Here is a 22,522-nt window from a genome sequence, read left to right on the forward strand (position 1 = left end):
GGGCGAATGCGGGCGGGCTATTGCGGGGGTGTCCGGGGCTTCAATAAGGTGGACAAGTGTCCAGTCAGCTGACCAGTATCGCCCTGCGGGCGCGTTGCGCGCTGTCGGGGACGAGGTGCTGACCGGCATCGTCCCCCCACCGCGAGGAGCACCATGGCCATCCGCGTTCTTCATGTGGCGACCGGCAACGTCGGGCGCATCGCCCTGTCGCAGCTGATCGAGGACCCTCGCTTCGAGCTGGTGGGGCTGGTCGTGTCGAGCCCCGCGAAGGTCGGGCGGGACGCCGGTGAGCTCGCCGGTCTGGACGTGGTCACGGGCGTGGTGGCCACCGACGACCTGGACGCCGCACTGGGCGCGCGTCCGGAGTGCACGGTCTACTGCGCGCTCGCCGAGACCCGGCTGTTCGAGGCCCTCGACGACGTCCGGAAGATCCTCGCAGCCGGCAGCAACGTCGTCGCCTCCTCGCCGGTGCCCATGATCTACCCGTGGGGCGTGCTGCCGGACCGCATGATCGACCCCATCGAGGAAGCCTGCCGCGCGGGCGGGGTGAGCCTCTTCGCCACCGGAGTCGATCCGGGGTGGGTCAACGATCTGCTGCCCTTCGCGATCGCCGGCACCTGCCAGCGGGTCGAGCAGGTCCGCTGCTCGGAGATCGCCGACTACGCGACCTATGACGGCAGCGAGGTCGTGTTCGACTTCATGGGCTTCGGCCGGCCGGTGGGGGACCTGCCGAAGATGTTCAAGCCGGGAATGCTGGCGGCGTCCTGGGGGGTCAGCCTCCGGATGCTGGCCCGGGGGTTCGGTTTCGAACTCGACGAGATCACCGAGTGGTTCGAGCAGGAGCCGGCGCCGGAGGCGTTCGACGTGGCCGCCGGGCACATCCCCGCGGGCGGGGTGGCGGCCATGCGGTTCCAGATCCGCGGCGTCGCCGGCGGCAAGGAGGTGCTCGTCATCGACCACACGACCCGGCTCCGCGGCGACCTGCGTCCCGACTGGCCGCAGCCGGCGCAGGACGGCGGCTCCTACCGGGTCGAGATCGCGGGCGAACCGTCCTACCGCGTCGACGTCTGCCCGACCAGCGCCAGGGGCGACCACAACTACGCGGCGATCGCGTCCGGCGCCGGGCGCATCGTCAACTCGATCCCCGACGTCATCGGGGCGCCGCCGGGGCTCCGGACGCCGCTCGACCTGCCCTTCAACACCGCCCGTGGCGTCTTCGCGACCGCGCTGGCCGGCTGAGAACTGGAGAGGACCGCAACGATGGGACGTGTGGACGGGAAGGTCGCCCTGATCAGCGGGGGCGCGCGCGGCATCGGAGCCGCCAGCGCCCGGGCGCTGGTCGCCGAGGGCGCCAAGGTCGTGATCGGCGACATCCTCGACGACGCGGGCGAGGCCGTGGCGGACGAGCTGGGCGACGCGGGCCGCTACGTGCACCTCGACGTGACGCGCGCCGAGGACTGGACGGCCGCCGTCGAGACCACCGTCGGCGAGTTCGGCCGCCTGAACGTGCTCTTCAACAACGCGGGGATCGCCAACGGCGCCGCCATCACCCGGTTCAAGCTGGAGAAGTGGCAGCAGATCATCGACGTCAACCTCACCGGCCCGTTCCTCGGCATCCGCGCGGCCACCGACGCGCTGATCGCGGCCGGCGGCGGCGCGATCATCAACAACTCGTCCATCGAGGGACTCCGCGGCACCTCCTGGGCGCACGGCTACGTGGCGTCGAAATGGGGCCTGCGCGGCCTGACCAAGTCGGTCGCCATCGAGCTCGCCCCGCACGGTGTCCGGGTCAACTCGCTGCACCCGGGGCTGATCCGCACCCCGATCACCGAGGGGATCCCCGACGACATGGTCCCGATCCCGCTCGGCCGCCCCGGGCAGCCCGAGGACGTCGCCTCCTTCGTGGTCTTCCTCGCCAGCGACGAGTCGTCCTACGCCACCGGATCCGAGTTCGTCATCGACGGGGGCACCGTCAACCAGATCCCGCACAAGGGCTGACCGCGACCGGCGATCCCGCCGCCGTCCGACCGAGACCGCTCACGGCATGAGGCAAGGACCGATGAACGCACAATCCTCTCCGGGAATGACCGTCCCCCAGGTGATACCGGCTTCGGAGCTCCCCGGAGACGCCGAGTGGTTCGACGTGGTGGTGGTGGGTTTCGGAATCGCCGGAGGCTGCGCCGCGCTGGAGGCCGCCCGGTCGGGGGCGCGGGTGCTGCTTCTGGAGCGTGCCGCCGTCCACGGCGGGACGTCGAGCATGTCGGGCGGCCACTTCTACTTCGGCGGGGGTACCGCGGTCCAGCGGGCCACCGGTCACCCGGACACGGTCGAGGCGATGGTGCGCTATCTGATGGCGAGCACCAAGGATCCCGACGAGGAGAAGATCCGGGCGTACTGCGAGGGGTCGGTCGAGCAGTTCCAGTGGCTGGAGGCGCTGGGGTTCGAGTTCGAGCGGTCCTACTTTCCCGGGAAGGCGGTGATCCAGCCCGGCACCGAGGGCCTGATGTTCACCGGGAACGAGAAGGTGTGGCCGTTCCGGGACGAGGTCCAGCCCGCGCCGAGGGGTCACAAGGTGCCGGTTCCCGGCGACACGGACGGCACCAAGGTGGTGATGGACCTGCTGCGCGACCGGATCGAGGAGGCCGGGGTCGAGGTCCGTTACGAGACGGGCGCCACCAACCTGGTGGCCACCGGGGACGGTGCGGTCACCGGTGTCGCGTGGCGGAGCTTCGACCGGACCGGCGTCGTCGGCGCCGCCGGGGTGGTGATCGCGGCGGGCGGGTTCGTGATGAACCCGGACATGGTCGCCGCCTACACGCCCGCCCTCGGCGGGAAGCTGTTCACCCTTGGCAGCAGTTACGACGACGGGCTCGGGATCCGGTTGGGCCAGTCGGCCGGCGCAGCGCTGGAGCACATGGAGGAACCGTTCGTCACCGCGCCGTTCTACCCGCCGTCGTCGCTGGTGAAGGGCCTGATCGTCAACAACCGCGGTGAGCGGTTCGTGGCCGAGGACAGCTACCACGCGCGCACGTCGTACTTCGTCCTCCGGCAGCCGGACGCGACGGCGTACCTGATCGCCGACAGCGACCACATGGAGGAGCAGCGGATGCCGCTGGTGCCGCTGAAGGACGGCTACGAGACCATCGAGGAGATGGAGGCGGGCCTGGAACTGCCCCGCGGCTCGCTCGCGCCGACGATGGCGCGCTACAACGAGCACGCCGCACGCGGCGAGGACCCCGACTTCCACAAGCACCCCGACTGGCTGGCGCCGCAGACCAAGGGCCCCTGGGGCGTCTACGACCTGACCCTCGGCACCGCCCTGTACGCCGGCTTCACGCTCGGCGGCATGGCCACCACGGTCGAGGGCGAGGTGCGGCGAGCCGACGGGTCGGTCGTCCACGGGCTCTACGCGGCCGGTGCCTGCGCGTCCAACATCGCCCAGGACGGCGCCGGATACTGCTCGGGGACCCAGCTCGGCGAGGGCTCGTACTTCGGCCGCAGGGCCGGCCGGGCCGCCGCCGTCCGAGCCCGGAGCACACCCCGGTAGGGGCCCGGCCGGGCTCTGTCGGGGGCCACACAACTGGAATCGACGTCGATGTCGAGTTAGGATCTCCGTGTGCGGGGGGATCGCCCCTGCGCGCATCCCGGATCCCGGCGAGGAGGTCACCCCGTGGACAGCTCACGCATAGCCGACGTCATCGAGATCGAGCAGCTGCTCGCACGCTACGCGGCAGGCATGACGATGGACGACGTTGACACGGTGCTGGCCGTGTTCGCGGCGGACGGCTGGTACAGCGCCTTCGGGGAGAAGTACGCGCCCGGGGACTTCCCGTCGCTCATGGCGGCCGCGCCCAAAGGGGTGTTCACCGTGAGCACCCCCGCGATCGAGTTCGACGGGGAGGACGCGGGCACCGGCGTCCAGCCCCTGTGCTTCGTCGCCCAGACCGACCATTCGATGCGGATCGGCTACTACACCGACACGTACCGGCGGACCGGGGACGGCTGGCGCCTGCAGACCAGGGCCATGACGTTCCTGCGCCGCGACGGCTCCAGGGACTCCGGCCGCCCGCACGACCCGCGCCGCCCGGTGCCGGGGCAGAAGTCCGCGGGCTGAGCCATGGATCTGCAGGAGTTCCGCGCCGGCCTGGACGCGTGGCTCGACGAGCACCGTCCGGAGCTCGAACCCCGGCACGGCCCGGACGTCTCGCTCGACGAGGAGATGGAGCACCTGGCCAAGGTCAAGCGCCTGGCCTACGACGCGGGCTGGATGCGGTGGGGCTGGCCCGAGCGGGTGGGCGGGTTCGGCGGGTCCTCGCTGATGCGCGCCTACCTCGGGGAGGCGCTCGCGTTCCGGGACCTGATCGAGCCGGGCATCTACTCCATGACCGAGGTGCTGGCGCCGACGATGATCGAGTTCGCCCGTCCCGAGCTGGCGGCGGAGATGGTGCCCCGGCTGCTGCGGGGGGACGAGACCTGGTGCCAGGGGTTCTCCGAACCGAGCACGGGCAGCAACCTGGCCTCCCTGGCCTGCCGCGCCCGCCGCGAGGGAGACGGGTGGCGGGTCAGCGGCCAGAAGGTGTGGACGAGCCTGGCGCAGTTCTCCGACCGCTGCGTCCTGCTCACCCGGACGGGTGCGCCCGAGTCGGGCGGCAAGGGCATCACCGCGCTGTTCGTCGACATGGACTCGCCGGGGATCACGGTGCGCCCGATCCGGGCGATGCACGGGCGTGACGAGTTCTGCGAGGTGTTCTTCGACGACGTGCGGGTGCCGTTCGACCGCACGCTCGGCGAGGTGGACGGCGGCTGGGCCGTGGCGATGGACCTGCTGCCCTACGAGCGGAGCACGTCGCTGTGGCATCGCGGCGCCTACCTGCGGCAGCGGCTGCAGGGTCTGCTCGGTTCCGCGCCGGAGGGCGCGCTGGATCCCGCCGCGCTCGGCGAGGTGGTCCAGATGGTGTTCGCCTTCCAGGCGCGTTCGCGCCGGACGCAGTACCGGATGGCGCGCGGGGAGCGGCTTGGGCCCGAGACGTCGATCGACAAGGTCATGATCGCGACGACCGAGCAGGCCGTGTACGACCTCGCCGCCGACGCGGTGCCGGCGGACATCGCCGTGGGCGACGACGCCGGCGGCGACCGGTGGCGCACCGAGTTCCTGTACTCGCGGGCGGCGACGATCTACGGCGGGAGCGCCGAGGTGCAGCGCAACATCATCGCGCGCCGCCTGCTGGACCTGGGAGTGGACCGATGATGGACGCGGAGACCGCCGATCTGCTGGCGCAGAGCTTCGAGCGGGCCTTCCAGGGTGAGGGCGTCGCGGCGGTCGAGGCGTCGCTGGACGAGGTGGGCTGGCGGGAGGCGCTGCGGGCCGAGGGAGCCGCCGTCCCCGCGTTGCTGTTCGACCGGCAGGGCGCGGCGAACGCGGCCTCGGGCGCGCTCGACGACGTGCTGGCCGCGGCGCTCGGGTCGTCGCCCGGCGCCGGTACCGCGGTCGTCCTGCCGGAGTTCGGGCGGTACACGGCGCCCGGCTCCGTCCGGGACGGCGAGCTCGCGGTGCGCGGCCTCGGCACCGCGCGGATGGCGGCGGCCGGCACCGCGGTGGTGGTCGCCGAGCAGGACGGCGTCCTCCGCGCGGTCACCGTGGAGACCGGGAGACTCCGGATCCGGCCGGTCGGCGGCGTCGACCCGCGACTGGGACTGGCCAGGGTGGACGCCGAGGGCGTCCCCGTCCCGGAGGGGTCAAAGGCCGACTGGGAGGACGCGCTGGCGGCCGGCCGGTCGGCGCTGGCGCACGAGCTGATCGGCGCGAGCCGGACGATGCTCCGGCTCGCACGCGAGCACGCCCTGACCCGCGTCCAGTTCGGGCGGCCGATCAGCTCGTTCCAGGCCGTCCGGCACCGCCTTGCCGAGAGCCTGTTCGCGATCGAGAGCGCGGAGGCCGCCGCCGCGGAGGCGGTGGACGCGGGGGAGGCGGCGGACCGGGCGCTGCTCGCCGGGATCGCCAAGTCGCTCGCCGGACGCAACGCGCGCACGGTGGCGCGCCACTGCCAGCAGGTGCTGGCCGGCGTGGGGTTCACCGAGGAGCACGAGTTCCACCGCCACTTCCGGCGCGTCCTCGCCCTCGACGGGCTTCTCGGCGACGCGCGGACGCTGACGCGCGAACTCGGGGAGGAGCTGCTGCGCACCGGCCGCATGCCCGCCGTGCCGCCGCTCTGACGGCCACGCCGCAAACCACGAAGGAGCCCCTCCCGGACCGGTCCGGGAGGGGCTCCTTTCGTGTTCGGTCAGCCCGCGTCCTTCCGCTTGGACAGCTGCTTGTCCAGCGTCGCCCGCAGCTCCGGGGAGAGGAACGAGCGGTCCTCCGCGGCGATCGCGAAATCGAGCGTGGCGAGGACGGCGCGTTCCAGATGCAGGTTGAGGATGCGCTTGGTGTCCTCAAGGGCCCGGCGCGGCAGCGCGGCGAGCTTCCGCGCGCACGCCATGGCGGCGGGCATCACCTCGTCGTCGGCGCAGACGTGGTTGGCGAGCCCGATCTCGGCCGCGCGGCGGGCGGGGATCCGCTCGCCGGTCAGCGCGTACTCCTTCGCCAGCTGCAGGCTCGTCAGCAGCGGCCAGGTGACCGGGCCCCCGTCGGCCGCGACGAGCCCGACCATGACGTGCGGGTCGGCGAGGTGGGCGCTCTCGGCCATGTAGACGATGTCGGAGAGCGCGGCCAGGCTGCAGCCCAGGCCGACGGCGGGGCCGTTGACGGCGGCGACGATCGGCAGCCGGCACTGCACCATGCCGGTGACGATGCGGCGGGCGTCGGTGAGCGTCTGCCGGCGGAGGCCGTCGTCCCTGGTGAGCATGTCGAGGTAGGAGAAGTCGCCGCCGGCGGAGAACGCGCGCCCCGCGCCCGTGAGGACCACGGCGCGGGCGCCGTCGTCCGCGTCGAGCAGGGGGAACAGCGCGCCGAGTCCCTCGTGGAGGGCGTGGTTGGTCGCGTTCAGGTTCTCGGGACGGTTGAGCGTCACGATCCTGACCGGCCCGTCCGCGGTGACCTCGATCTCCGGCGCCAGATCGCGGAGGCTCATGAGACCGGGAGCCCGAGGATCCGGGTCGCCACCAGGTTGCGCTGGATCTGCGACGTTCCGCCCATCACGCTCTGCGCCCGGCTGTACAGGTACATTCTCAGCCACGTGTCCTCCTCCGCGCCGCCGGTCACGCTGCTCACGCCCAGCGCGGCGTGCCCGACGGCCTGTTCGACCCAAGTCATCAGAAGCTTGTCCACCGAGCCCTCGGGGCCGTGCGAGATCCCGCCGAGCCGGTCGGAGAGCCGCCGGCAGACGTGCAGCCGCAGCATCTCGGCCTCGACGATCGCCCACGCGACGTCGCGGACGTTCTCGCCCGTGAACCGCTCCGGTTCCGCGCGTACGGAGTCGGCGAGCTCGTTGACCGCCTTGCTGTAGCGCGCGACGTAGCCGAGTTCCCCCGGCTCCCGCTCGTGGCTGACCACGGTCATGGCCAGCTTCCAGCCCTCGCCCGGGTCCCCGATCATGTCGGACGCCCGCGCGACCGCGCCGTCGAAGACGACCTCGCCGAACTCCCGGGTCACCCCGTTGATCATCTTGAGCGGGCGCTGCTCGATGCCCGGCTGGTCCATCCGGACGGCGAACGCCGACAGCCCGCGGTGCTTGGGGACGCCGGGGTCGGTCCGCGCGAGGACCATGCACCAGTCGGCGCTGTCGGAGTAGCTCGTCCAGACCTTGTGGCCGGTGATCACGTACTCGTCGCCGCGGGGCTCGGCGCGGGTGCGCAGCGACGCGAGGTCGGACCCGGCGTCGGGCTCGCTGAACCCCTGGCACCAGCGATGCCGGCCGTTGACGATGCCGGGCAGGAACCGGCTTCTGACGTCGTCGTTCCCGTGCCGCAGCATGCCCTGGACCAGGTAGCCGAGGCTCGGCCGCGGCGGGGCGCCGGCGGCGGCGAGCTCCTCGTCGACGATCGCCTCGTACACGCTCGGCAGGCCGTGGCCGCCGATCTCCTCGGGCCAGGACAGCGCGAAGAAGCCGGCGTCGTACAGGGCCACGTGCCAGGGCGCCTGCCCGTCCCAGTACGCGTCGGACGTCGAGGACGCCGGAAGCTCGGGGTTGTTCTCGGCGAGCCACGCGCGCAGGCGCCGCCGGAAGGCGGCTTCCTCGGCGGAGTCAGCGAAGTCCATCGTGCACGCCTCCAAGTTTGCGGTGCGCGGCGACCCGGTCCAGGTTCGCGCCCACGTCGCCGAGCAGCTGGGTCGACAGGAACGCCCGCCGCAGGTGGACGTGCGCGAAGCATTCCCAGGTGTTGCCGATGCCGCCGTGCACCTGGACGGCGGTCTCGCACACCGCGCGGGCGGCGCGCGCGCAGTAGGCCTTGGCCACGGCGGCGGCGTCGAGCGCCTCGCCGGCGGGCAGGGTGTCGGCCGCCCAGGCGGCGTGCAGCGCGACGCTCTTGGAGCCCTCGGCCGACACGTAGGCGTCGGCGAGCATGTGCTGCACGCTCTGGAAGGTGCCGATCGTCACGCCGTACTGCTGCCGGATGACCGCGTACGAGCGGGCGAGCCGGACCGCGCCACGCATCGTCCCGACGAGGTCGGCGCAGGTGAGGGCGATGGCCAGGGCCGTCCACGTCTCGATGTCCGCCTCGGTGAGGGGGCGGGGCGCGCCGTGCGGCCGTTCGGACGGTGCGCGGTCGACCGTGGCGATGGGGCGGGTGAGGTCGCGCCCCGGCGCCGCGCCCGGCACGGGCACGACCGCCAGGTCGTAGCCGTCGCCGTTCCGGGCGAGGGCGAGGGCGGATGTGGCGTTCCGGGCGTCGATGGCGACGCCCGAGCAGTGCGCGTCCCCGTCCTCCACGACGGCGAGCCCGGACAGGCCGGGGTTGAGCAGGACGGTCTCGGGCGCGGCGGAATCGGGCGCGGCGGCGCGGCGGCGCAGCTCGGCGGCCAGGGTCGGGCCGAGGAACGGCGTGTCGGCCGCTCCGCGCCCGAGCTCCTCGGCCACGATCGCGGCCTCGACGGCGGAGGCCAGCGGCCGGTGCCCGTCGTCCGGGGTGCGCAGCTCGCGCCAGCCGGAGGCGACCACGGCCGTGTCCAGCCTGGCGGCGCGGGCCGGGTCGTCGAGTTCGGCGACGGACTTGGGGGCGAGGTCGTCGACGAGCTGGGCCGCGGCCTCGCGCAGCGCCTGTTGCTCGGGGGAGAGTCGGACGTCCATCAGTGTTCACTCCGAAGGCCGTCTCGCCGGCCGGGCGCCCACCCGGGGGAGGGGGAGAGGGGGACCGTGCTCCGGGAGCGGAGCCGGATTCGCGGCGGCGTGGCCCGGCGCGCTGCGGGACGGCCGCAGCCCGGCGGGCGCGGCGGTGCGGCCGCGGCGGGGACGGGCATCGTGATCATGTACCGGCAACCTCGGAAGACCATGCGCCGGCCCTTCGTTCGGGCGGCCGACGCGGACGTTGCAGCGATTTACACTTCTAGATAAAAGTCTATACTGACGTCGATGTCAATCATGGATCCCGGCACCCGGCCCCGCTCGTGCCGGGACGAGGCGCCGGTCCGGGCCATGCGGCGATACGTTCACCGAGGGAAAGAGCGGGAGTTGCGCCATGAACCAGAGCTGTGAGCCGACGTGGCCGAGCATCGCGGCCATGACCGCGTCGGCGGCGGAGCGCTTCCCCGCCCGCACCGCGATCGTGGACGGCGGCGAGCGCGTCTCCTACGCGGAGCTGTACGCCGAGGCGCGCCGGTTCGGCGCGGCGCTGGTGGCCGCGGGCGTCGAGCCCCGCGACCGCGTCGGCATCTGGGCGTTCAACAGCCGCGAGTGGATCGTCGCGCTCCTCGGGCTGTACCAGGCCGGCGCGACGCTGGTTCCGGTCAACACCCGGTTCAAGGGCCTGGAGGCCGCCGACATCCTGCGGCGCGGGCAGGTCAAGGTCCTGGTGACGGTGACGGAGTTCCTCGGCAACGACTACGTCGGGATGCTCACCGGCACGGGCGTGCCCCTGCCCGACCTGCGGACCATCGTCATCGCCAGCGGCAAGCCGTCCGGGCCCGGCGTGATGTGGGCCGACTTCATGGCCCGCGCCACCGCGGACGACCTCGCCGAGGTCGACCGACGGCGGGCCGCACTCGGCCCGGACGATCCGTCCGACGTGCTCTTCACCTCCGGCACGACGGGAACGCCCAAGGGCGTGCTGATGACCCACCGGCGGTCGATGGGCGTGGGGACCGACTGGGTGAGCATGACCGGCCTGTCGGCCGATGACCGCTACGTGCTGGTGAACCCCTTCTTCCACATGTTCGGCTTCAAGGGAGGCATCCTCGCCTGCGTCGCCGCCGGAGCCACCATGCTCCCGCAGCCCGTCCTGGACGTGGACCGGCTGCTCGGGCAGGTCGCCGAGGAGCGGGTCACGGTGCTGCCCGGTCCGCCCGCCCTCTACCACGCGATCCTGGAGCACGCCGACCGGCACGAGTACGACCTGACGAGCCTGCGCGTCGCCGTCACGGGCGCGGCCGACATCCCGGTCGAGCTCATCCGGCGGCTGCGGGCAGAGCTGCCGTTCTCGGTGATCGTCGCCGGCTACGGCCTCACCGAGGCGGGGACGGCCAGCTCGACCTCGCCCGACGACGACCCGGAGACCATCGCGACGACCGTCGGGCGCGCCCGTCCCGGCTTCGAGATCCGCGTCACCGGCCCCGACGGCGAGGACGTCGCGCAGGGCGAGGTCGGCGAGATCGTCCTGCGCGGCCCGACCACGATGGCCGGATACCTCGACGATCCGGAGGCGACGGCGGCGGCGCTGTCCGCGGACGGCTGGCTGCGCACGGGCGACCTCGGGCGCTTCGACGAGCGCGGCTGCCTGTGCACCGCCGGACGCTCCAAGGACATGTTCATCGTCGGCGGGTTCAACGCCTACCCCGCGGAGATCGAGGCCATGCTCCTCGAACATCCGGGCGTCCGGCAGGCCGCGGTCATCGGCGTCCCCGACGAGCGCCTCGGCCAGGTGGGCATGGCGTTCGTCGTGCCCCGGTCGCCCGGCCTGGACGGTGCCGCGCTGATCGCCTGGTGCCGTGACCGGATGGCCAACTACAAGGTCCCGCGGCACGTCGAGCTGATCGGCGAGCTGCCGCTCACCGCGAGCGGGAAGGTGGAGAAGAACGCGCTGGAGGCGCGGGCCGCCGGCCGCCGCGGCTGAGCCCGCGACCGCCTCGCCGGCCGCGGTGCCCGGCCGTCGGGCCGCGGCACCGGCGAAATCCTCGCCAGGGCCCGGACGCCGCCGCCGAATGTATTGACATCGACATCGATATTTAAAAATCGCGACGCGCACGCGATGCGCGCAAGCCCGAAACGGAAGGTGGCCCACGTGGCAGATCACGATCTCGACCCGATGCTCGACGCGGTGCGGGACTTCGTCCGCAAGGAGGTCATCCCGCGCGAGGCGGAGATCGACGAGAAGGACGAGGTCCCCGCCGTCCTGCGTGAGGCGGCCAAGCGGATGGGCCTGTTCGGCTTCACCATCCCGGAGGAGTACGGCGGGCTCGGCCTCGGCATCGTCGACCAGTGCCGGCTGCTGATCGAGGTCGGCTACACGACCCCGGCGCTGCGCTCCATGTTCAGCACCAACGTGGGCATCGCCGGCCAGGTGATCATGGACGGCGGGACCCCGGAGCAGAAGGCCGGATGGCTGCCCAGGCTGGCCTCGGGGGAGACCGTCGCGTCGTTCGCGCTCACCGAGCCGGACGCCGGGTCGGACCCGTCCGACCTCCGGACGAGCGCCGTGCGCGACGGCGACGCCTGGGTCCTCAACGGCACCAAGCGGTACATCACCAACGCGCCGATCGCCGACGTCTTCATGGTGTTCGCCCGGACCGACCCCGGCGCCAAGTCGTCCCACGGCATCTCGACGTTCATCGTCCCGGCCGGAACGCCGGGCGTCTCGGTCGGTCCCCGCGACCACAAGATGGGCCAGTTCGGAGCCTGGACCGCGGACGTCAACCTCGACGACGTGCGGCTGCCGGCCGGCGCGGTCGTCGGCGGCGACTCCGGGGTCGACACCGGCTTCCTGACCGCGATGCGCTGCCTGTCCAACGGGCGCCTGCTGCTCGCCGCCGCCTGCGTGGGCATGTGCCAGCGGCTCATCGACGAGTCGGTGCGGTTCGCGTCCGAGCGCAAGCAGGGCGGCCGCGCCATCGCCTCCCACCAGCTGGTCCAGGCGATGATCGCCGACTCGGTGACCGACACCATGGCCGCCCGCGCCCTGGTCCTGGAATCGGCCCGCGCCTACGCGGACGGCTCGGACCGCCGCACCGGCCCGGCCGCCGCCAAGTACTTCTGCAGCGAGGCCGTGGGACGGGTCGCCGACCGCGCCGTCCAGGTGCACGGCGGCGCCGGGTACATGCGCTCGGTGCCGGTCGAGCGGTTCTACCGGGACGCGCGCCTGTTCCGCATCTACGAGGGCACCAGCCAGATCCAGCAGCTGATCATCGCTCGGCAGACGATCGGTGCGGCCGCGGGCTGAATGCCCCGGATCCGTCCCGGATCCGCCCCAGGGCGGCCCCGGGGCGGATCGTCGCGGTCTCCCGCCCTCCGGCCGGATCAGGCGGCCGGATCAGATGCTCAGGTCGACAGGATTGAGACCGCGGCGACGCCGGGGGCGCCGTACAGCTGGGCGAGCCCGACCCGCGGCTCGTTCGGCACCTGGCGGTCGCCGGCCTGCCCGCGCATCTGCAGCACCAGCTCGCGGACCTGCCGCAGGCCCGACGCGCCGACCGGCTCCCCGTTGGCGATCAGGCCGCCGTCGGTGTTGACCGGCAGGCTCCCGCCCACCTCCGTGGCCCCGGAGGCGATCAGCTCGTTCTGCGCGCCGTCCTCGCACAGCCCGCATTCGGCCATGTGGATGACCTCGGCGCCCGCGTCGGTGTCCTGGAGCTGGGCGATGCCGACGTCCTCTGGGCCGACGCCCGCCGCCTCGTAGGCGGCCCGGACGGCGTCCACGGTCGGTGCCGGGACGTGGTCGGCCGCGACGGACGCGGACGGGGTGTGCACCTCGTAGGCCCCGTAGCGCCTCGTCCGGGTGACGACGCTGCGCAGGTAGACCGGCTTGTCGGTGTAGCGGTGCGCCACGGCCGCGTCGCACACGACCAGTGCCGCCGCGCCCTCGTTCGGGCTGCAGAACATGTACTGCGTCAGCGGATGGTTGACCATCCGGGACCCGAGGATCTGCTCGCTCGTCAGCGGGGTGCGCCGGTGGGCGTTGGGGTTGAGCCCGCCGTTGCGGTAGTTCTTCTCGGCGACCGCCGCGAGCGTCTCGTGGGTGATCCCGTGGTCGTGCATGTAGCGGTTGATCTTCATGCCGAAGAACTTCGTGGTCAGGAACAGGCCCGCCTCGCCGTACCACGACGGGCAGCCGTACTCCTCGGGCTCGGCGGTGAGCGCCCCCGGCTGGTGCTTGTCCATGCCGAGAACCAGCCCGACCTGGTGCTCTCCCAGCCTGATCGTCTGGCTGGCGAGGGCGAGCGCGCTGCCGGCCGTCGCGCAGCCGTTGTAGACGTTGGTGAACTGGACGCCGGTCAGCCCCAGCTCGGCGACGACGGCGTCCGGCTGGTCCACCTCGTAGCTGCCGCCCACGGCGAACTGCATGTCCGCCCAGGAAAGCCCCGCGTCGGCCAGCGCCTCCCGGGCGGCCTCCGCGCCCATGGCCAGGGCCGGCTTGCCGGGGAACCGGCCGAACCGGTGGATGCCCACCCCGATGATCGCTACGTCAGGCATGGCCGGCCTCGTCTCCTTCTTCCGGTCCGAAAGCGAACGTGATGATCTCGCGGCCGTCCTCGTCCGTGCGGAACGGCATGGTGACGACCCGCATCGGCATGCCGATGGACAGCTCGTCCTGCGAGCAGCCCGTGATGAGCCCCTCGACCCGCAGCTGACCCGACAGCTCGATCACGCCGACGAGCCATGGCTCGAAGGGGTCGGTCCCGGCGAACTCACCGCGGAACGGCGCCTTCGGCGGGAAGCCCTGGGTCGTCCACGACCAGAGGGTTCCGGAGCGGTTCAGCAGCGTCCGCTCCACGGCGGTCGCGCCGCACCTCGGGCAGCCCGCCCGCAGCGGGAAGGCGAACGCGCCGCATTCCGCGCACCTGCCGCCGACCAGGCTGGGTTCGCCGTCGGACGAGGTGAACAGATCGTCGGCTATGGGGACCGGTGCCATCTCTTCTCCTTGCTTCTCCCGCTCACCGGGACCGGCGGGACGGGGCTCGCGGGTGTCGGGGCGGTGCGGAACGCCGTCCCGCCCGCCGTCCGCGCGGCACGCCGGGCACTGCCCGGACGGGTGCCGGGACGCGCGGCGAGCATTATCTTATACTGACGTCGACATCAAAGAGAAGACGAGGAACCCCGCTGGCCGTGCGCTTCCGCTCGTGGGTAGGGGATCCGCTATTTAGATATCGATGTCGAAAATGTAGGCTGGGGCGGTCCCGTGCCCGCCGGCCGGGTGGAACGGGGAGGCGCCATGCTGGACGATCGAGCGCAGGAGGGCCGGCGACCGGCAGCCGTGACGCGGAAGATCCGGCCGGGATCCCGTGCGCCCGTCCCCCGGCTCGTTTGAGATCCGCCGCCGGAACATCGGATGATGTTGAACGCCGGTGCTTGCGGCATTATGTTTCTGACGTCAAATTCATGGTTTGGAGGACGGGATGGACACAGAGCCTCGCTCGGCGAAGGGCCGCCGGACACGGGCGCGCCTCTTCGAGGCCGGCAAGGTGGTGTTCGAACGCGACGGCTTCCTCCAGGCGCGGATCACCGACATCGCGGCGGAGGCGAACGTCTCGCACGGATCCTTCTACCACTATTTCGACTCGAAGGAGTCCCTGTTCCGCGAGATCGCCGAGGAGGTCGAGGTCCGCCTGGTGTCCATGGACGACATCGCGCAGGACCGGGGCGAGGACGCCACGCCCATCGACCGCATCCGCGCCGCCAACAAGGCCTACCTGACCGCCTACAAGAAGGAGGCCCGCATCATGCGGGTCATCGAGGAGGTCAGCCGCTACAACGACGACGTCCGCATGGTGCGGTCGAAGCGCGACGACTACCTGGCGGCCCGGCTGGAGTCGGCGATCAAGCGGCTGCAGGCGGCCGGCGTGGCCGACGAGCGGATCGACGAGCGGCTCGCGGCCACCGCGCTCGGCGGCATGGTCGCGAAGTTCGCCGAGATGATGTTCATCGGCGGCGCGCGGTTCGACATGCAGGACGCGGTGGAGCAGCTGACCCTGCTGTGGGCGAACGCCCTCGGCCTGGGCCCGGCCGCCGCCGATCACCGGTCCCAGGCCGCGTCCCAGCCGAAGGCCGGGACCGGAACCGCCTGAGCCTTCCCGCGCGCGTGCGGCTGCTCGATCGCTTTCACCGCGCGCCGCCGGGCCCGCCGGGCTCGCCGGGCCTCACGCCTGTACGCGCTCGAAGACCGCCGCGATGCCCTGCCCCCCGCCGATGCACAGTGTCTCCAGGCCGTACCGCGCGTCCCGCCGCGCCATCTCGTGCAGCAGCGTCGCCACGATCCGCGCCCCGGTGGCGCCGACCGGGTGGCCGAGCGAGATCCCCGAGCCGTTGACGTTGAGCCGCTCGAAGTCGCCGGCGCCGAAGCCCCACTCCCGCGTCACCGCGAGCGCCTGGGCGGCGAACGCCTCGTTCAGCTCGATGAGGTCCATGTCGGCCAGCTTCAGCCCGGCGGCGTCGAGGGCGCGCCGCGTCGCCGGCACCGGCCCGATGCCCATGACGCCGGGCGACACGCCCGCCACGGCCATGGAGACCACGCGGGCGAGCGGCCGCAGCCCGTGCGCGGCGGCGAACTCGGGCGTGGTGACCAGGCAGGCGGCGGCGCCGTCGTTCTGGCCGCTGGCGTTGCCCGCCGTCACCGTCGCCCCGTCGTCCTGCTTCCGCATCACCGCGCGGAGCCCGGCGAGCGCCTCGCGGGAGATGTCGCGGCGCGGGTGCTCGTCGGTGTCGACGACGACCTCGCCCTTGCGGGTGCCGACCTTCACGGGGACGATCTCGTCGGCGAACGCCCCGCGGTCCTGGGCGTCCAGCGCGCGCTGGTGCGACTGGTACGCGAGTTCGTCCTGGTCCTCCCGGCTGATCGAGTACTCCCGCCGCAGGTTCTCGGCCGTCTCCAGCATGCCGCCCGGCACGGGGTACGACCGCCCGCCGGCCGTCGTGCGTCCCCGCGTGAGGGTGTCGGTCAGCGTGATGTCGCCGGCGCCCGATCCCCAGCGCGCCGTCAGGGAGTAGTGCGGCGCCTGCGACATGTTCTCGGCGCCGCCCGCGATGATCGCCTGGGCCGTGCCGGAGCGCACCATCGCGGCGGCGTGCACGACGGCCTGGAGGCCCGAGCCGCAGCGCCGGTCGAGCTGCATGCCGGGGACCGTGGTCGGCAGCCCGGCGTCGAGCGCGACGACCCGGCCGAGGGCGGGCGCCTCGGCGGTGCCGTAGCAGTGGCCGAACACGACGTCGTCGACGAGCGCGCCGTCCAGGCCGCTGCGGGCCATCAGCGCCTCGACGACCGTCACGCCCAGCGTCTGGACGGGGACCGTCCGCAGGGCGCCGCCGAACCGGCCGATCGCGGTCCGGACGGGCTGGCAGATCACGGCGTCGTTCATGTCTCTCCTTGAGCTTCGGTGAGGGGGCCTGGTGAGGGGCGGGGCGGGTTCACACCGCGCCGGCCTGGCGGAGCCCGTCCTGGGCGTCTGGGGCGAAGCCCAGTTCCGCGAGGATCGCGGCGGTGTGCTCGCCCAGGCCGGGGACGTCCTGCAACGGGGTGTCCCACGCGGGGGTGATGACCGGGGGGAGCAGCGAGGCCAGCGGACCGGCCGGCGACCCGACCTCCTGCCAGCGGTCGCGGGCGGTCAGCTGCGGGTGGTCGACGACCTCGGTCACGCGGTTGAACTCCGCGTTGCCGATGCCCGCCGCGTCGGCGCGGGCGCAGACCTCGGCGAGGTCGAGCGTCGAGGTCCAGGCGGCGACGGCCTCGTCCAGCCTGTCTCGCTGCTCGCAGCGTTGCGGGGTGGTGGCGAGCGTCTCGTCGTCGGCCAGGTCCGGCCGTCCGATCAGGTCGCGGGAGAGGCGCTGCCATTCGGCGTCGTTGGTGGTCCCGAGGACGACGGTGCGGCCGTCCCTCGTCGGGTAGGCGCCGTACGGGGCCACGATCGGGGACGACATGCCGATCGGGGCGCGCTCCTGTCCGGTGTAGCGGGCGTACAGGAGGGCGAAGCCCAGCAGGTCGGCGGCGGTGTCGAACATGCTCACCTGCAGTGCGGCGCCCGTGCCGGTGCGGGCCCGCCCGAGCAGCGCGGCCATGATGCCCGAGGCCGCCTGCATCGCGGTGCCGATGTCGGCGATGGGGATGCCCGGCTTGGCCGGCGCGCCGGCGCGTCCCGTGGCCGCGCAGGAGCCGCTCTCGGCCTGGACGAGCAGGTCGTAGGCGCGGCGGTGGTCGAGCGGCCCGCCGGTGCCGTAGCCGGAGATGTCCACCGCCACGAGGGACGGGTGCCGCTCGACCAGCGTCGCCGCGTCCAGCCCGAGCCGGCGGGCGGAACCGGGCGCGAGGTTCTGCACCACGACGTCGGCGCTTTCGATCAGCCGGTCCAGGACGGGCCGGGCCTCGGGCCGCTTGCAGTCGAGGGCGAGGGACTCCTTGTTGCGGTTCAGCCAGACGAAGTAGGTGGCCAGTCCTTCGGCGGCGTCGTCGAACCACCGGGTGAGGTCGCCGGACCGCGGATGCTCCACCTTGATGACGCGGGCGCCGAGGTCGGCCAGCATCCGCGTGCAGTAGGGAGCGGAGACCGCCTGCTCGAAGCTCAGCACGACGGTGCCGGAAAGGGGCGGTTCGGGGCCGGTGGCGGTGTCCTGGCCTGGCCGATCGTGCATGTGCTCCTCCGTGTGCGCGGTCTCGCGGGCGCTGCCCCCGGCGGTTCGATCCTAGAGGACAAGTTTGACATCGATGTCGAGTCAGGTGCAGGTGGAGGCTCGGTCGGCGGCAGGGTTGACCGGAGCATCCGTCTAATTATAATTTCGACGTCTATGTCAAATAACTTGGAGCCGGCACCCGCTGCGCCGCCGGCCCGGCCCGGGGCCGTCGAGACCGGCACCGGGCACCTGCTCGCGACCCGGGCCTCCGGGGTGCTGACGCTGACGCTCAACCGCCCGGACGTGCGCAACGCGTTCTCGCGGGAGATGCTCGAAGCCCTGGCCGCGATGCTCGACCTGGCCGCCACGTCGGACGACGTCCGCGTCGTCGTGCTGGAGGGCGCCGGCGGGGTCTTCTGCGCGGGCGGCGACCTCGGCATGCTCGCGGCCGGAGAGAGCATCTTCGGCCCCGCCGGAGAGCCGGAGGCGCGCCTCGCGGCCCAGAAGGCGCTCCAGCGCGCGACGGCCGCCCGGCTGCACGGGATGGACAAGCCGACCATCGCGCTCATCGACGGGCCCGCCGTCGGCGCCGGCCTCGGCCTCGCCCTCGCCTGCGACCTGCGCTACGCCGCCGCCTCGGCGACACTGCGCACCGGTTTCGGCCGGCTCGGCCTGGCCGGAGACTTCGGCTGCACGTGGCTGCTGCACCGGCTCATCGGACCTTCGCGGGCGCTGGAGCTGCTCTTCTTCTCGCCGCCCGTCCCGGCGGACCGCGCGCGGGATCTCGGCCTGGTGACCGACGTGCTCCCCGACGACCGGATCCGCGCCCACGTCGGCAAGCTCGCCGGACGCCTCGCCGCCTCCTCCCCGGACGCCCTCCGGGCCATGAAGGAGCACGTGGCCCGCGCCCACGACTCCGATCTGGCCGCCTGCGCCGACGCCGAGGCCGAATGGCACGTCCGGCTCCTGGAGACCGGAGCCCACCGCGACGCGGTCCGCGCGCTCACGCGCGACCGGACGGCGCACTCACCATCCACGACCACCGAGAACCCTGGAGCTGACGGAACATGACGAACCTCGACGGCCGCGTCGCGCTGGTGACGGGCGCGGCCCGCGGCATCGGGGCGGAGATCGCCCGCCTGTACGCCCGCGCCGGAGCCGCGGTCGGCGTCCTCGACCTCGAGGAGGACCTGACCCGAGACACCGTGGCCGCCATCGCCGAGGCCGGCGGGCGGGCCGTCGCCCTCGGCGCGGACGTCTCCGACGCCGCCCAGGTCGACGAGGCGCTGGAGCGGCTCGTCCGGGAGTTCGGCGGCCTCGACATCGTCGTCAACAACGCCGGGGTCACCCGGGACAACCTGCTGTTCAGGATGACCGAGGACGACTGGGACACCGTCGTCGGCGTGCACATGCGCGGCACGTTCCTCGTCACCCGGGCGGCCCAGCGGATCATGGTCGAGCGGCGGTACGGGCGGGTGATCAACGTGTCCTCGACCTCGGCGCTCGGCAACCGCGGCCAGGCGAACTACTCCGCCGCCAAGGCGGGCATCCAGGGCTTCACCCGGACGACCGCCATCGAGCTCGGGCCCTTCGGCATCACCGTCAACTCGATCGGGCCCGGCTACGTCGACACCGAGATGACCCGCGCGACGGCCGAGCGGCTCGGCGTCTCCGTCGACGAGCGGCTGGCGGAGGTGGCGGCGGGGCTCCCGGTGCGGCGTGCCGGGAAGCCCGCGGACATCGCGAACGCCGCGCTGTTCCTGGCCGCCGACGAGTCGGGTTTCGTGACCGGCCAGGTCCTCTACGTCGACGGCGGCCGCTCGGTCCGCTGACACTCGCGTCGCAGACATCGCTACCGGAGGAGGAACCCCCATGACCGAGAAGCCCGCACCAGCCGCGCCGGACCCTGCCGCCGGCACCGCCGCCGCCGGCACCGACGAAGACGGGGCGCTCACCGACGAGGAACTGCGCAAGGCGGTCCGGGAGGTGGCCGGCCGGTTCGACGACGCCTACTGGGCGGACGTCGACCAGGAGGCGAGGTTCCCGTGGGAGTTCTACGAGGCGTTCGCGTCGGCCGGCTGGCTCGGCATCGCGATCCCCGAGCAGTACGGCGGGGCCGGCCTCGGCATCTCGGCGGCGTCCTCGATGGTCTACGAGATCGCCGCGTCCGGGGCCGGCATGAACGGCTGCAGCCCGTTCCACCTCACGATCTTCGGCCTCAACCTGGTGGCCCGGCACGGCGGCGAGGGGCTCTGCGACGAGCTGCTCCCGGCGGCCGCCGCCGGCGACCTGCACGTCTGCTTCGCCATCACCGAACCCGACGCCGGCTCGGACACCAGCCGCATCCGCACGTTCGCCCGGCGGGACGGGTCGGACTACGTGATCAACGGGCGGAAGGTCTGGATCACCAAGGCGGCGCAGTCGCAGAAGGCGGTGCTGCTGGCGCGCACGAGCGAGCCGCGCGAGGGCAGGCGGCCGACCGACGGGCTGTCGATGTTCGTCGTCGACCTCGCCGGGCCCGGTATCGAGATGCGGGCGATCCCGAAGATGGGCCGCAACGCGGTGCCCTCGTACGAGGTGTTCCTGGACGACTTCCGCGTGCCCGGAACGGCCCTGGTGGGAGAGGAGGGCCGCGGGTTCACCTACCTGCTGGACGGGATCAACCCGGAGCGGATCCTGCTCGCGCACGAGGCGCTGGGCATCGGCAGGGCGGCGCTGCGCCGCGCCGTGCGGTACGCCGGGGAAAGGGTGGTGTTCAACCGTCCGATCGGGCAGAACCAGGGGATCGCCTTCCCGCTCGCCGAGGCGTCCATGCGGCTGGACGCCGCGGAGCTGGCGGCACGCCACGCCGCCGCCCGCTACGACAGCGGGCAGCCGTGCGGGAAGGAGGCGAACACGGCGAAGTGGCTGTGCGCCGACGCCGGGTTCACCGCGGCCGACGCGGCGGTCCAGACGCACGGCGGATACGGATACGCGCGTGAGTACCACGTCGAGCGGTATTTCCGGGAGTCCCGCCTCATGCGGATCGCCCCGGTCAGCCAGGAAATGGTGCTGAACTACATCAGCGAGCACGTCCTCGGCCTGCCCAAGTCGTACTGACGCCGGAAGGCGGGTGACGGAGGAAAGCATGCGCATAGCCATTCATTCGGGACTCACCATGCGCGGAAAGGTCGGCGGAGTCGTCGAGCAGGTCCGCAGGGTCGCCGAATCCGGCCTCGCCGGTTACTGGGCGCCGATGCTCACCGGCCACGACACGCTCACCGCCTTCGCGGTCGCCGGCCGCGAGGTACCGGGCGTGGAACTGGGCACGGCCGTGGTGCCGATGCCGCTGCGCCCGCCGTTCGCCCTCGCGCAGCAGGTGGCGACGGTCCAGGAGGTGCTCGGGGGAAGGCTGGCGCTCGGCATCGGCCCGTCCCACGAGGCCCTGGTCCGGGACGCGTTCGGGCTGGAGTGGACGCCGCCGATCGCGGCGACGCGCCGCTACGTGGAGCGGCTGAAGGCCGTCATGACCGGCGAGGACGGCCGGGTCGTCGTCGGCGGCGGTCCGACGCCGATCCTGCTGGGCGCGGTCAATCCGGCGATGGTCGCCCTGGCCGCGGAGGTGGCGTCCGGCGTCGTCACCTGGGCCGCCGGGCCGCGGACGATCACGGACGTGATCCGCCCGGCGCTGCGGGACCGGCCGGACGGCTCGCCGTTCCGGATCGTGGCCGCCCTGCCGATCTGCGTGACCGGCGACGTCGCGGGCACGCGCGAGCACATCCACGCGGCGCTCGGCGCCAACGACCGCTTCCCGTCCTACCGGAAGGTTCTGCGCCGGGAGGGCGTGGACGGGGTGGCCGGGCTCGCGATCGTCGGTTCCCCGGACGAGGCGGCCCGGCGCCTCGACACGTTCGAGGCGAGCGGCGTCACCGACTTCGCGGGGCACGTCCTGGCGGGAAACCGCGGCGACGCCGACCGCACCTGGGAGTTCCTCGCCGCCCGCGCGGGCCGCTGACCGCGGTACCGGCCGCGGCGGTCCGCCGCGGCCGGGCGCGGGCCGTCAGCGGTAGTCGCCGCCCGCGAGGTAGCGCCGCAGGCGCGGGGCGCTCGCGGCACGGCCCACCAGCTCCACGCGGGTGTCGAGGTCGTTGAGGATGTGGTAGCAGGCGCCCGCGCGCCGGCCCTCGGCGTCGGTGATGGCGGCCTCCCACAGGCAGCCGCCGGCTTCGAGTCCGGCCGACTCGCCGGGCACGTCGTCGCTCCACATGCCGAGGTGGTGCAGGCCGGTCCGCTCCCACACGCTGTCCTCCACCCGCACCAGCAGCTCGATGTAGGGCGGGCCTTCCAGGGACAGTACGAACGTCTGGTCGAACGTGCGCCGCCCGGTGGGGGTGTCGAAGTCGGCCGCGAAGCGCTGCACGCGGCCCCAGGTCACGCCCGCGGCCTCGCCCATCTGCTCCATCGCGGGATCGAGGGCGGGGACGACGATGCCGACGTGGTAGATCCGTGGAGTGCTCATAGAGCCCGTCTTTCCTACATCGACGTCAATATTGTAAGTTAGATGGTCCCCGCCATGGGCGGTCGGCCGCCGCTGCCCGTTACCCGCTCAGGGCTTGTGCGACGGCGGCATCGGCCGTGTG

The 22,522-nt window shown here is 72.8% G+C and carries 21 protein-coding genes; 13 read left to right on the forward strand and 8 right to left on the reverse strand.

Translation table 11 applies throughout. The features are described from left to right. Window positions 1–153: 153 nt before the first annotated feature. The 6 genes from E1285_RS23375 (at window position 154) to E1285_RS23400 (ending at window position 6,213) form a co-directional block, all read left to right on the forward strand. A complete protein-coding gene (locus E1285_RS23375) occupies window positions 154–1,239 on the forward strand; it encodes a diacylglycerol kinase (RefSeq protein ID WP_132155519.1) in 1,086 nt (361 codons plus the stop codon). Between the two features lie 21 nt (window positions 1,240–1,260). After that, window positions 1,261–1,998: a glucose 1-dehydrogenase gene (locus E1285_RS23380; protein WP_132155521.1), complete on the forward strand. Its 738-nt coding sequence runs from the start codon at window positions 1,261–1,263 to the stop codon at window positions 1,996–1,998. 61 nt (window positions 1,999–2,059) lie between these two features. Beyond that, window positions 2,060–3,547 carry an FAD-binding protein gene (locus E1285_RS23385; RefSeq protein ID WP_243722995.1) on the forward strand — a complete coding sequence of 496 codons (1,488 nt, stop codon included), beginning with the start codon at window positions 2,060–2,062 and terminating at the stop codon, window positions 3,545–3,547. Between the two features lie 123 nt (window positions 3,548–3,670). Then, on the forward strand, window positions 3,671–4,114 hold the full coding sequence (locus E1285_RS23390; RefSeq protein ID WP_132155523.1) for a nuclear transport factor 2 family protein: 444 nt from the start codon (window positions 3,671–3,673) through the stop codon (window positions 4,112–4,114). A 3-nt stretch (window positions 4,115–4,117) separates the two neighbouring features. Beyond that, window positions 4,118–5,248 (forward strand): acyl-CoA dehydrogenase family protein, encoded by a 1,131-nt coding sequence (locus E1285_RS23395; protein WP_132155525.1) that lies wholly within the window; start codon window positions 4,118–4,120, stop codon window positions 5,246–5,248. Continuing rightward, a complete protein-coding gene (locus E1285_RS23400) occupies window positions 5,245–6,213 on the forward strand; it encodes an acyl-CoA dehydrogenase family protein (protein ID WP_207946751.1) in 969 nt (322 codons plus the stop codon). Before E1285_RS23395 ends, E1285_RS23400 begins: the two co-directional genes overlap by 4 nt. 68 nt (window positions 6,214–6,281) lie before the next feature. On the opposite strand, the gene E1285_RS23405 is transcribed toward E1285_RS23400, so the two are convergent. From E1285_RS23405 to E1285_RS23415, 3 genes are read right to left on the reverse strand one after another with little or no spacing between them, the layout of a single operon-like run. Further along, complete coding sequence (locus tag E1285_RS23405) at window positions 6,282–7,070, reverse strand: enoyl-CoA hydratase/isomerase family protein (RefSeq protein ID WP_132155527.1); 789 nt, start codon at window positions 7,068–7,070, stop codon at window positions 6,282–6,284. After that, on the reverse strand, window positions 7,067–8,197 hold the full coding sequence (locus tag E1285_RS23410; RefSeq protein ID WP_132155529.1) for an acyl-CoA dehydrogenase family protein: 1,131 nt from the start codon (window positions 8,195–8,197) through the stop codon (window positions 7,067–7,069). Before E1285_RS23410 ends, E1285_RS23405 begins: the two co-directional genes overlap by 4 nt. After that, window positions 8,184–9,227, reverse strand: a complete 1,044-nt coding sequence (locus tag E1285_RS23415; RefSeq protein ID WP_132155531.1) for an acyl-CoA dehydrogenase family protein — start codon at window positions 9,225–9,227, stop codon at window positions 8,184–8,186. The genes E1285_RS23410 and E1285_RS23415 overlap by 14 nt, the downstream gene beginning before the upstream one ends. Window positions 9,228–9,615: 388 nt before the next feature. On the opposite strand from E1285_RS23415, the gene E1285_RS23420 reads away from it, so the two are divergent. After that, window positions 9,616–11,205 (forward strand): FadD3 family acyl-CoA ligase, encoded by a 1,590-nt coding sequence (locus E1285_RS23420; RefSeq protein ID WP_132155533.1) that lies wholly within the window; start codon window positions 9,616–9,618, stop codon window positions 11,203–11,205. A 168-nt stretch (window positions 11,206–11,373) separates the two neighbouring features. After that, window positions 11,374–12,528: an acyl-CoA dehydrogenase family protein gene (locus E1285_RS23425; protein WP_132155535.1), complete on the forward strand. Its 1,155-nt coding sequence runs from the start codon at window positions 11,374–11,376 to the stop codon at window positions 12,526–12,528. A gap of 98 nt (window positions 12,529–12,626) precedes the next feature. On the opposite strand, the gene E1285_RS23430 is transcribed toward E1285_RS23425, so the two are convergent. Together E1285_RS23430 and E1285_RS23435 are read right to left on the reverse strand one after the other, a co-directional pair. Beyond that, window positions 12,627–13,778, reverse strand: coding sequence for a thiolase family protein (locus E1285_RS23430; RefSeq protein WP_132155537.1), 1,152 nt, complete (start codon window positions 13,776–13,778; stop codon window positions 12,627–12,629). Next, window positions 13,771–14,217 carry an OB-fold domain-containing protein gene (locus tag E1285_RS23435; protein ID WP_132155539.1) on the reverse strand — a complete coding sequence of 149 codons (447 nt, stop codon included), beginning with the start codon at window positions 14,215–14,217 and terminating at the stop codon, window positions 13,771–13,773. Before E1285_RS23435 ends, E1285_RS23430 begins: the two co-directional genes overlap by 8 nt. Window positions 14,218–14,701: 484 nt before the next feature. Between E1285_RS23435 and E1285_RS23440 the strand changes: the two genes are divergently transcribed. Further along, on the forward strand, window positions 14,702–15,370 hold the full coding sequence (locus E1285_RS23440) for a TetR/AcrR family transcriptional regulator (RefSeq protein WP_132155541.1): 669 nt from the start codon (window positions 14,702–14,704) through the stop codon (window positions 15,368–15,370). Window positions 15,371–15,442: 72 nt separating this feature from the next. Here E1285_RS23440 and E1285_RS23445 read toward each other — a convergent pair whose 3' ends face one another. After that, window positions 15,443–16,657 carry an acetyl-CoA C-acetyltransferase gene (locus tag E1285_RS23445; RefSeq protein WP_132155543.1) on the reverse strand — a complete coding sequence of 405 codons (1,215 nt, stop codon included), beginning with the start codon at window positions 16,655–16,657 and terminating at the stop codon, window positions 15,443–15,445. A 49-nt stretch (window positions 16,658–16,706) separates the two neighbouring features. Continuing rightward, on the reverse strand, window positions 16,707–17,924 hold the full coding sequence (locus E1285_RS23450) for a CaiB/BaiF CoA-transferase family protein (protein ID WP_132155545.1): 1,218 nt from the start codon (window positions 17,922–17,924) through the stop codon (window positions 16,707–16,709). 153 nt (window positions 17,925–18,077) lie between these two features. On the opposite strand from E1285_RS23450, the gene E1285_RS23455 reads away from it, so the two are divergent. Genes E1285_RS23455 through E1285_RS23470 form a run of 4 tightly spaced genes read left to right on the forward strand, consistent with a single transcriptional unit; the run spans window position 18,078 to window position 21,897 of the window. After that, window positions 18,078–18,974, forward strand: coding sequence for an enoyl-CoA hydratase-related protein (locus E1285_RS23455; protein ID WP_132155547.1), 897 nt, complete (start codon window positions 18,078–18,080; stop codon window positions 18,972–18,974). Further along, complete coding sequence (fabG, locus tag E1285_RS23460; protein ID WP_132155549.1) at window positions 18,971–19,735, forward strand: 3-oxoacyl-ACP reductase FabG; 765 nt, start codon at window positions 18,971–18,973, stop codon at window positions 19,733–19,735. The genes E1285_RS23455 and fabG overlap by 4 nt, the downstream gene beginning before the upstream one ends. A 40-nt stretch (window positions 19,736–19,775) precedes the next feature. Further along, window positions 19,776–21,002, forward strand: a complete 1,227-nt coding sequence (locus E1285_RS23465) for an acyl-CoA dehydrogenase family protein (protein ID WP_132155551.1) — start codon at window positions 19,776–19,778, stop codon at window positions 21,000–21,002. Window positions 21,003–21,030: 28 nt separating this feature from the next. Beyond that, the gene (locus E1285_RS23470) at window positions 21,031–21,897 is read left to right on the forward strand and encodes an LLM class flavin-dependent oxidoreductase (RefSeq protein WP_132155553.1); all 867 of its coding nucleotides are present in this window, start codon (window positions 21,031–21,033) and stop codon (window positions 21,895–21,897) included. Between the two features lie 45 nt (window positions 21,898–21,942). Here E1285_RS23470 and E1285_RS23475 read toward each other — a convergent pair whose 3' ends face one another. Next, complete coding sequence (locus E1285_RS23475; protein WP_132155555.1) at window positions 21,943–22,401, reverse strand: VOC family protein; 459 nt, start codon at window positions 22,399–22,401, stop codon at window positions 21,943–21,945. Between the last annotated feature and the right edge of the window lie 121 nt (window positions 22,402–22,522).

Source organism: Actinomadura sp. 7K507, assembly GCF_004348425.1.
Taxonomy (GTDB): Bacteria; Actinomycetota; Actinomycetes; order Streptosporangiales; family Streptosporangiaceae; genus Spirillospora.

What these genes read in the sequence shown, in the direction of transcription:
- E1285_RS23400 (WP_207946751.1), top strand. Translation starts at nt 5,245, where the DNA reads ATGATGGACGCGGAGACCGCCGATCTGCTGGCGCAGAGCTTCGAGCGG.
- E1285_RS23465 (WP_132155551.1), top strand. Translation starts at nt 19,776, where the DNA reads ATGACCGAGAAGCCCGCACCAGCCGCGCCGGACCCTGCCGCCGGCACC.
- E1285_RS23435 (WP_132155539.1), bottom strand. Translation starts at nt 14,217, where the DNA reads ATGGCACCGGTCCCCATAGCCGACGATCTGTTCACCTCGTCCGACGGC.
- E1285_RS23445 (WP_132155543.1), bottom strand. Translation starts at nt 16,657, where the DNA reads ATGAACGACGCCGTGATCTGCCAGCCCGTCCGGACCGCGATCGGCCGG.
- E1285_RS23415 (WP_132155531.1), bottom strand. Translation starts at nt 9,227, where the DNA reads ATGGACGTCCGACTCTCCCCCGAGCAACAGGCGCTGCGCGAGGCCGCG.
- E1285_RS23375 (WP_132155519.1), top strand. Translation starts at nt 154, where the DNA reads ATGGCCATCCGCGTTCTTCATGTGGCGACCGGCAACGTCGGGCGCATC.
- E1285_RS23405 (WP_132155527.1), bottom strand. Translation starts at nt 7,070, where the DNA reads ATGAGCCTCCGCGATCTGGCGCCGGAGATCGAGGTCACCGCGGACGGG.
- E1285_RS23455 (WP_132155547.1), top strand. Translation starts at nt 18,078, where the DNA reads ATGTCAAATAACTTGGAGCCGGCACCCGCTGCGCCGCCGGCCCGGCCC.
- E1285_RS23420 (WP_132155533.1), top strand. Translation starts at nt 9,616, where the DNA reads ATGAACCAGAGCTGTGAGCCGACGTGGCCGAGCATCGCGGCCATGACC.
- E1285_RS23395 (WP_132155525.1), top strand. Translation starts at nt 4,118, where the DNA reads ATGGATCTGCAGGAGTTCCGCGCCGGCCTGGACGCGTGGCTCGACGAG.
- E1285_RS23430 (WP_132155537.1), bottom strand. Translation starts at nt 13,778, where the DNA reads ATGCCTGACGTAGCGATCATCGGGGTGGGCATCCACCGGTTCGGCCGG.
- E1285_RS23475 (WP_132155555.1), bottom strand. Translation starts at nt 22,401, where the DNA reads ATGAGCACTCCACGGATCTACCACGTCGGCATCGTCGTCCCCGCCCTC.
- fabG (WP_132155549.1), top strand. Translation starts at nt 18,971, where the DNA reads ATGACGAACCTCGACGGCCGCGTCGCGCTGGTGACGGGCGCGGCCCGC.
- E1285_RS23385 (WP_243722995.1), top strand. Translation starts at nt 2,060, where the DNA reads ATGAACGCACAATCCTCTCCGGGAATGACCGTCCCCCAGGTGATACCG.
- E1285_RS23410 (WP_132155529.1), bottom strand. Translation starts at nt 8,197, where the DNA reads ATGGACTTCGCTGACTCCGCCGAGGAAGCCGCCTTCCGGCGGCGCCTG.
- E1285_RS23450 (WP_132155545.1), bottom strand. Translation starts at nt 17,924, where the DNA reads ATGCACGATCGGCCAGGCCAGGACACCGCCACCGGCCCCGAACCGCCC.
- E1285_RS23440 (WP_132155541.1), top strand. Translation starts at nt 14,702, where the DNA reads ATGGACACAGAGCCTCGCTCGGCGAAGGGCCGCCGGACACGGGCGCGC.
- E1285_RS23380 (WP_132155521.1), top strand. Translation starts at nt 1,261, where the DNA reads ATGGGACGTGTGGACGGGAAGGTCGCCCTGATCAGCGGGGGCGCGCGC.
- E1285_RS23470 (WP_132155553.1), top strand. Translation starts at nt 21,031, where the DNA reads ATGCGCATAGCCATTCATTCGGGACTCACCATGCGCGGAAAGGTCGGC.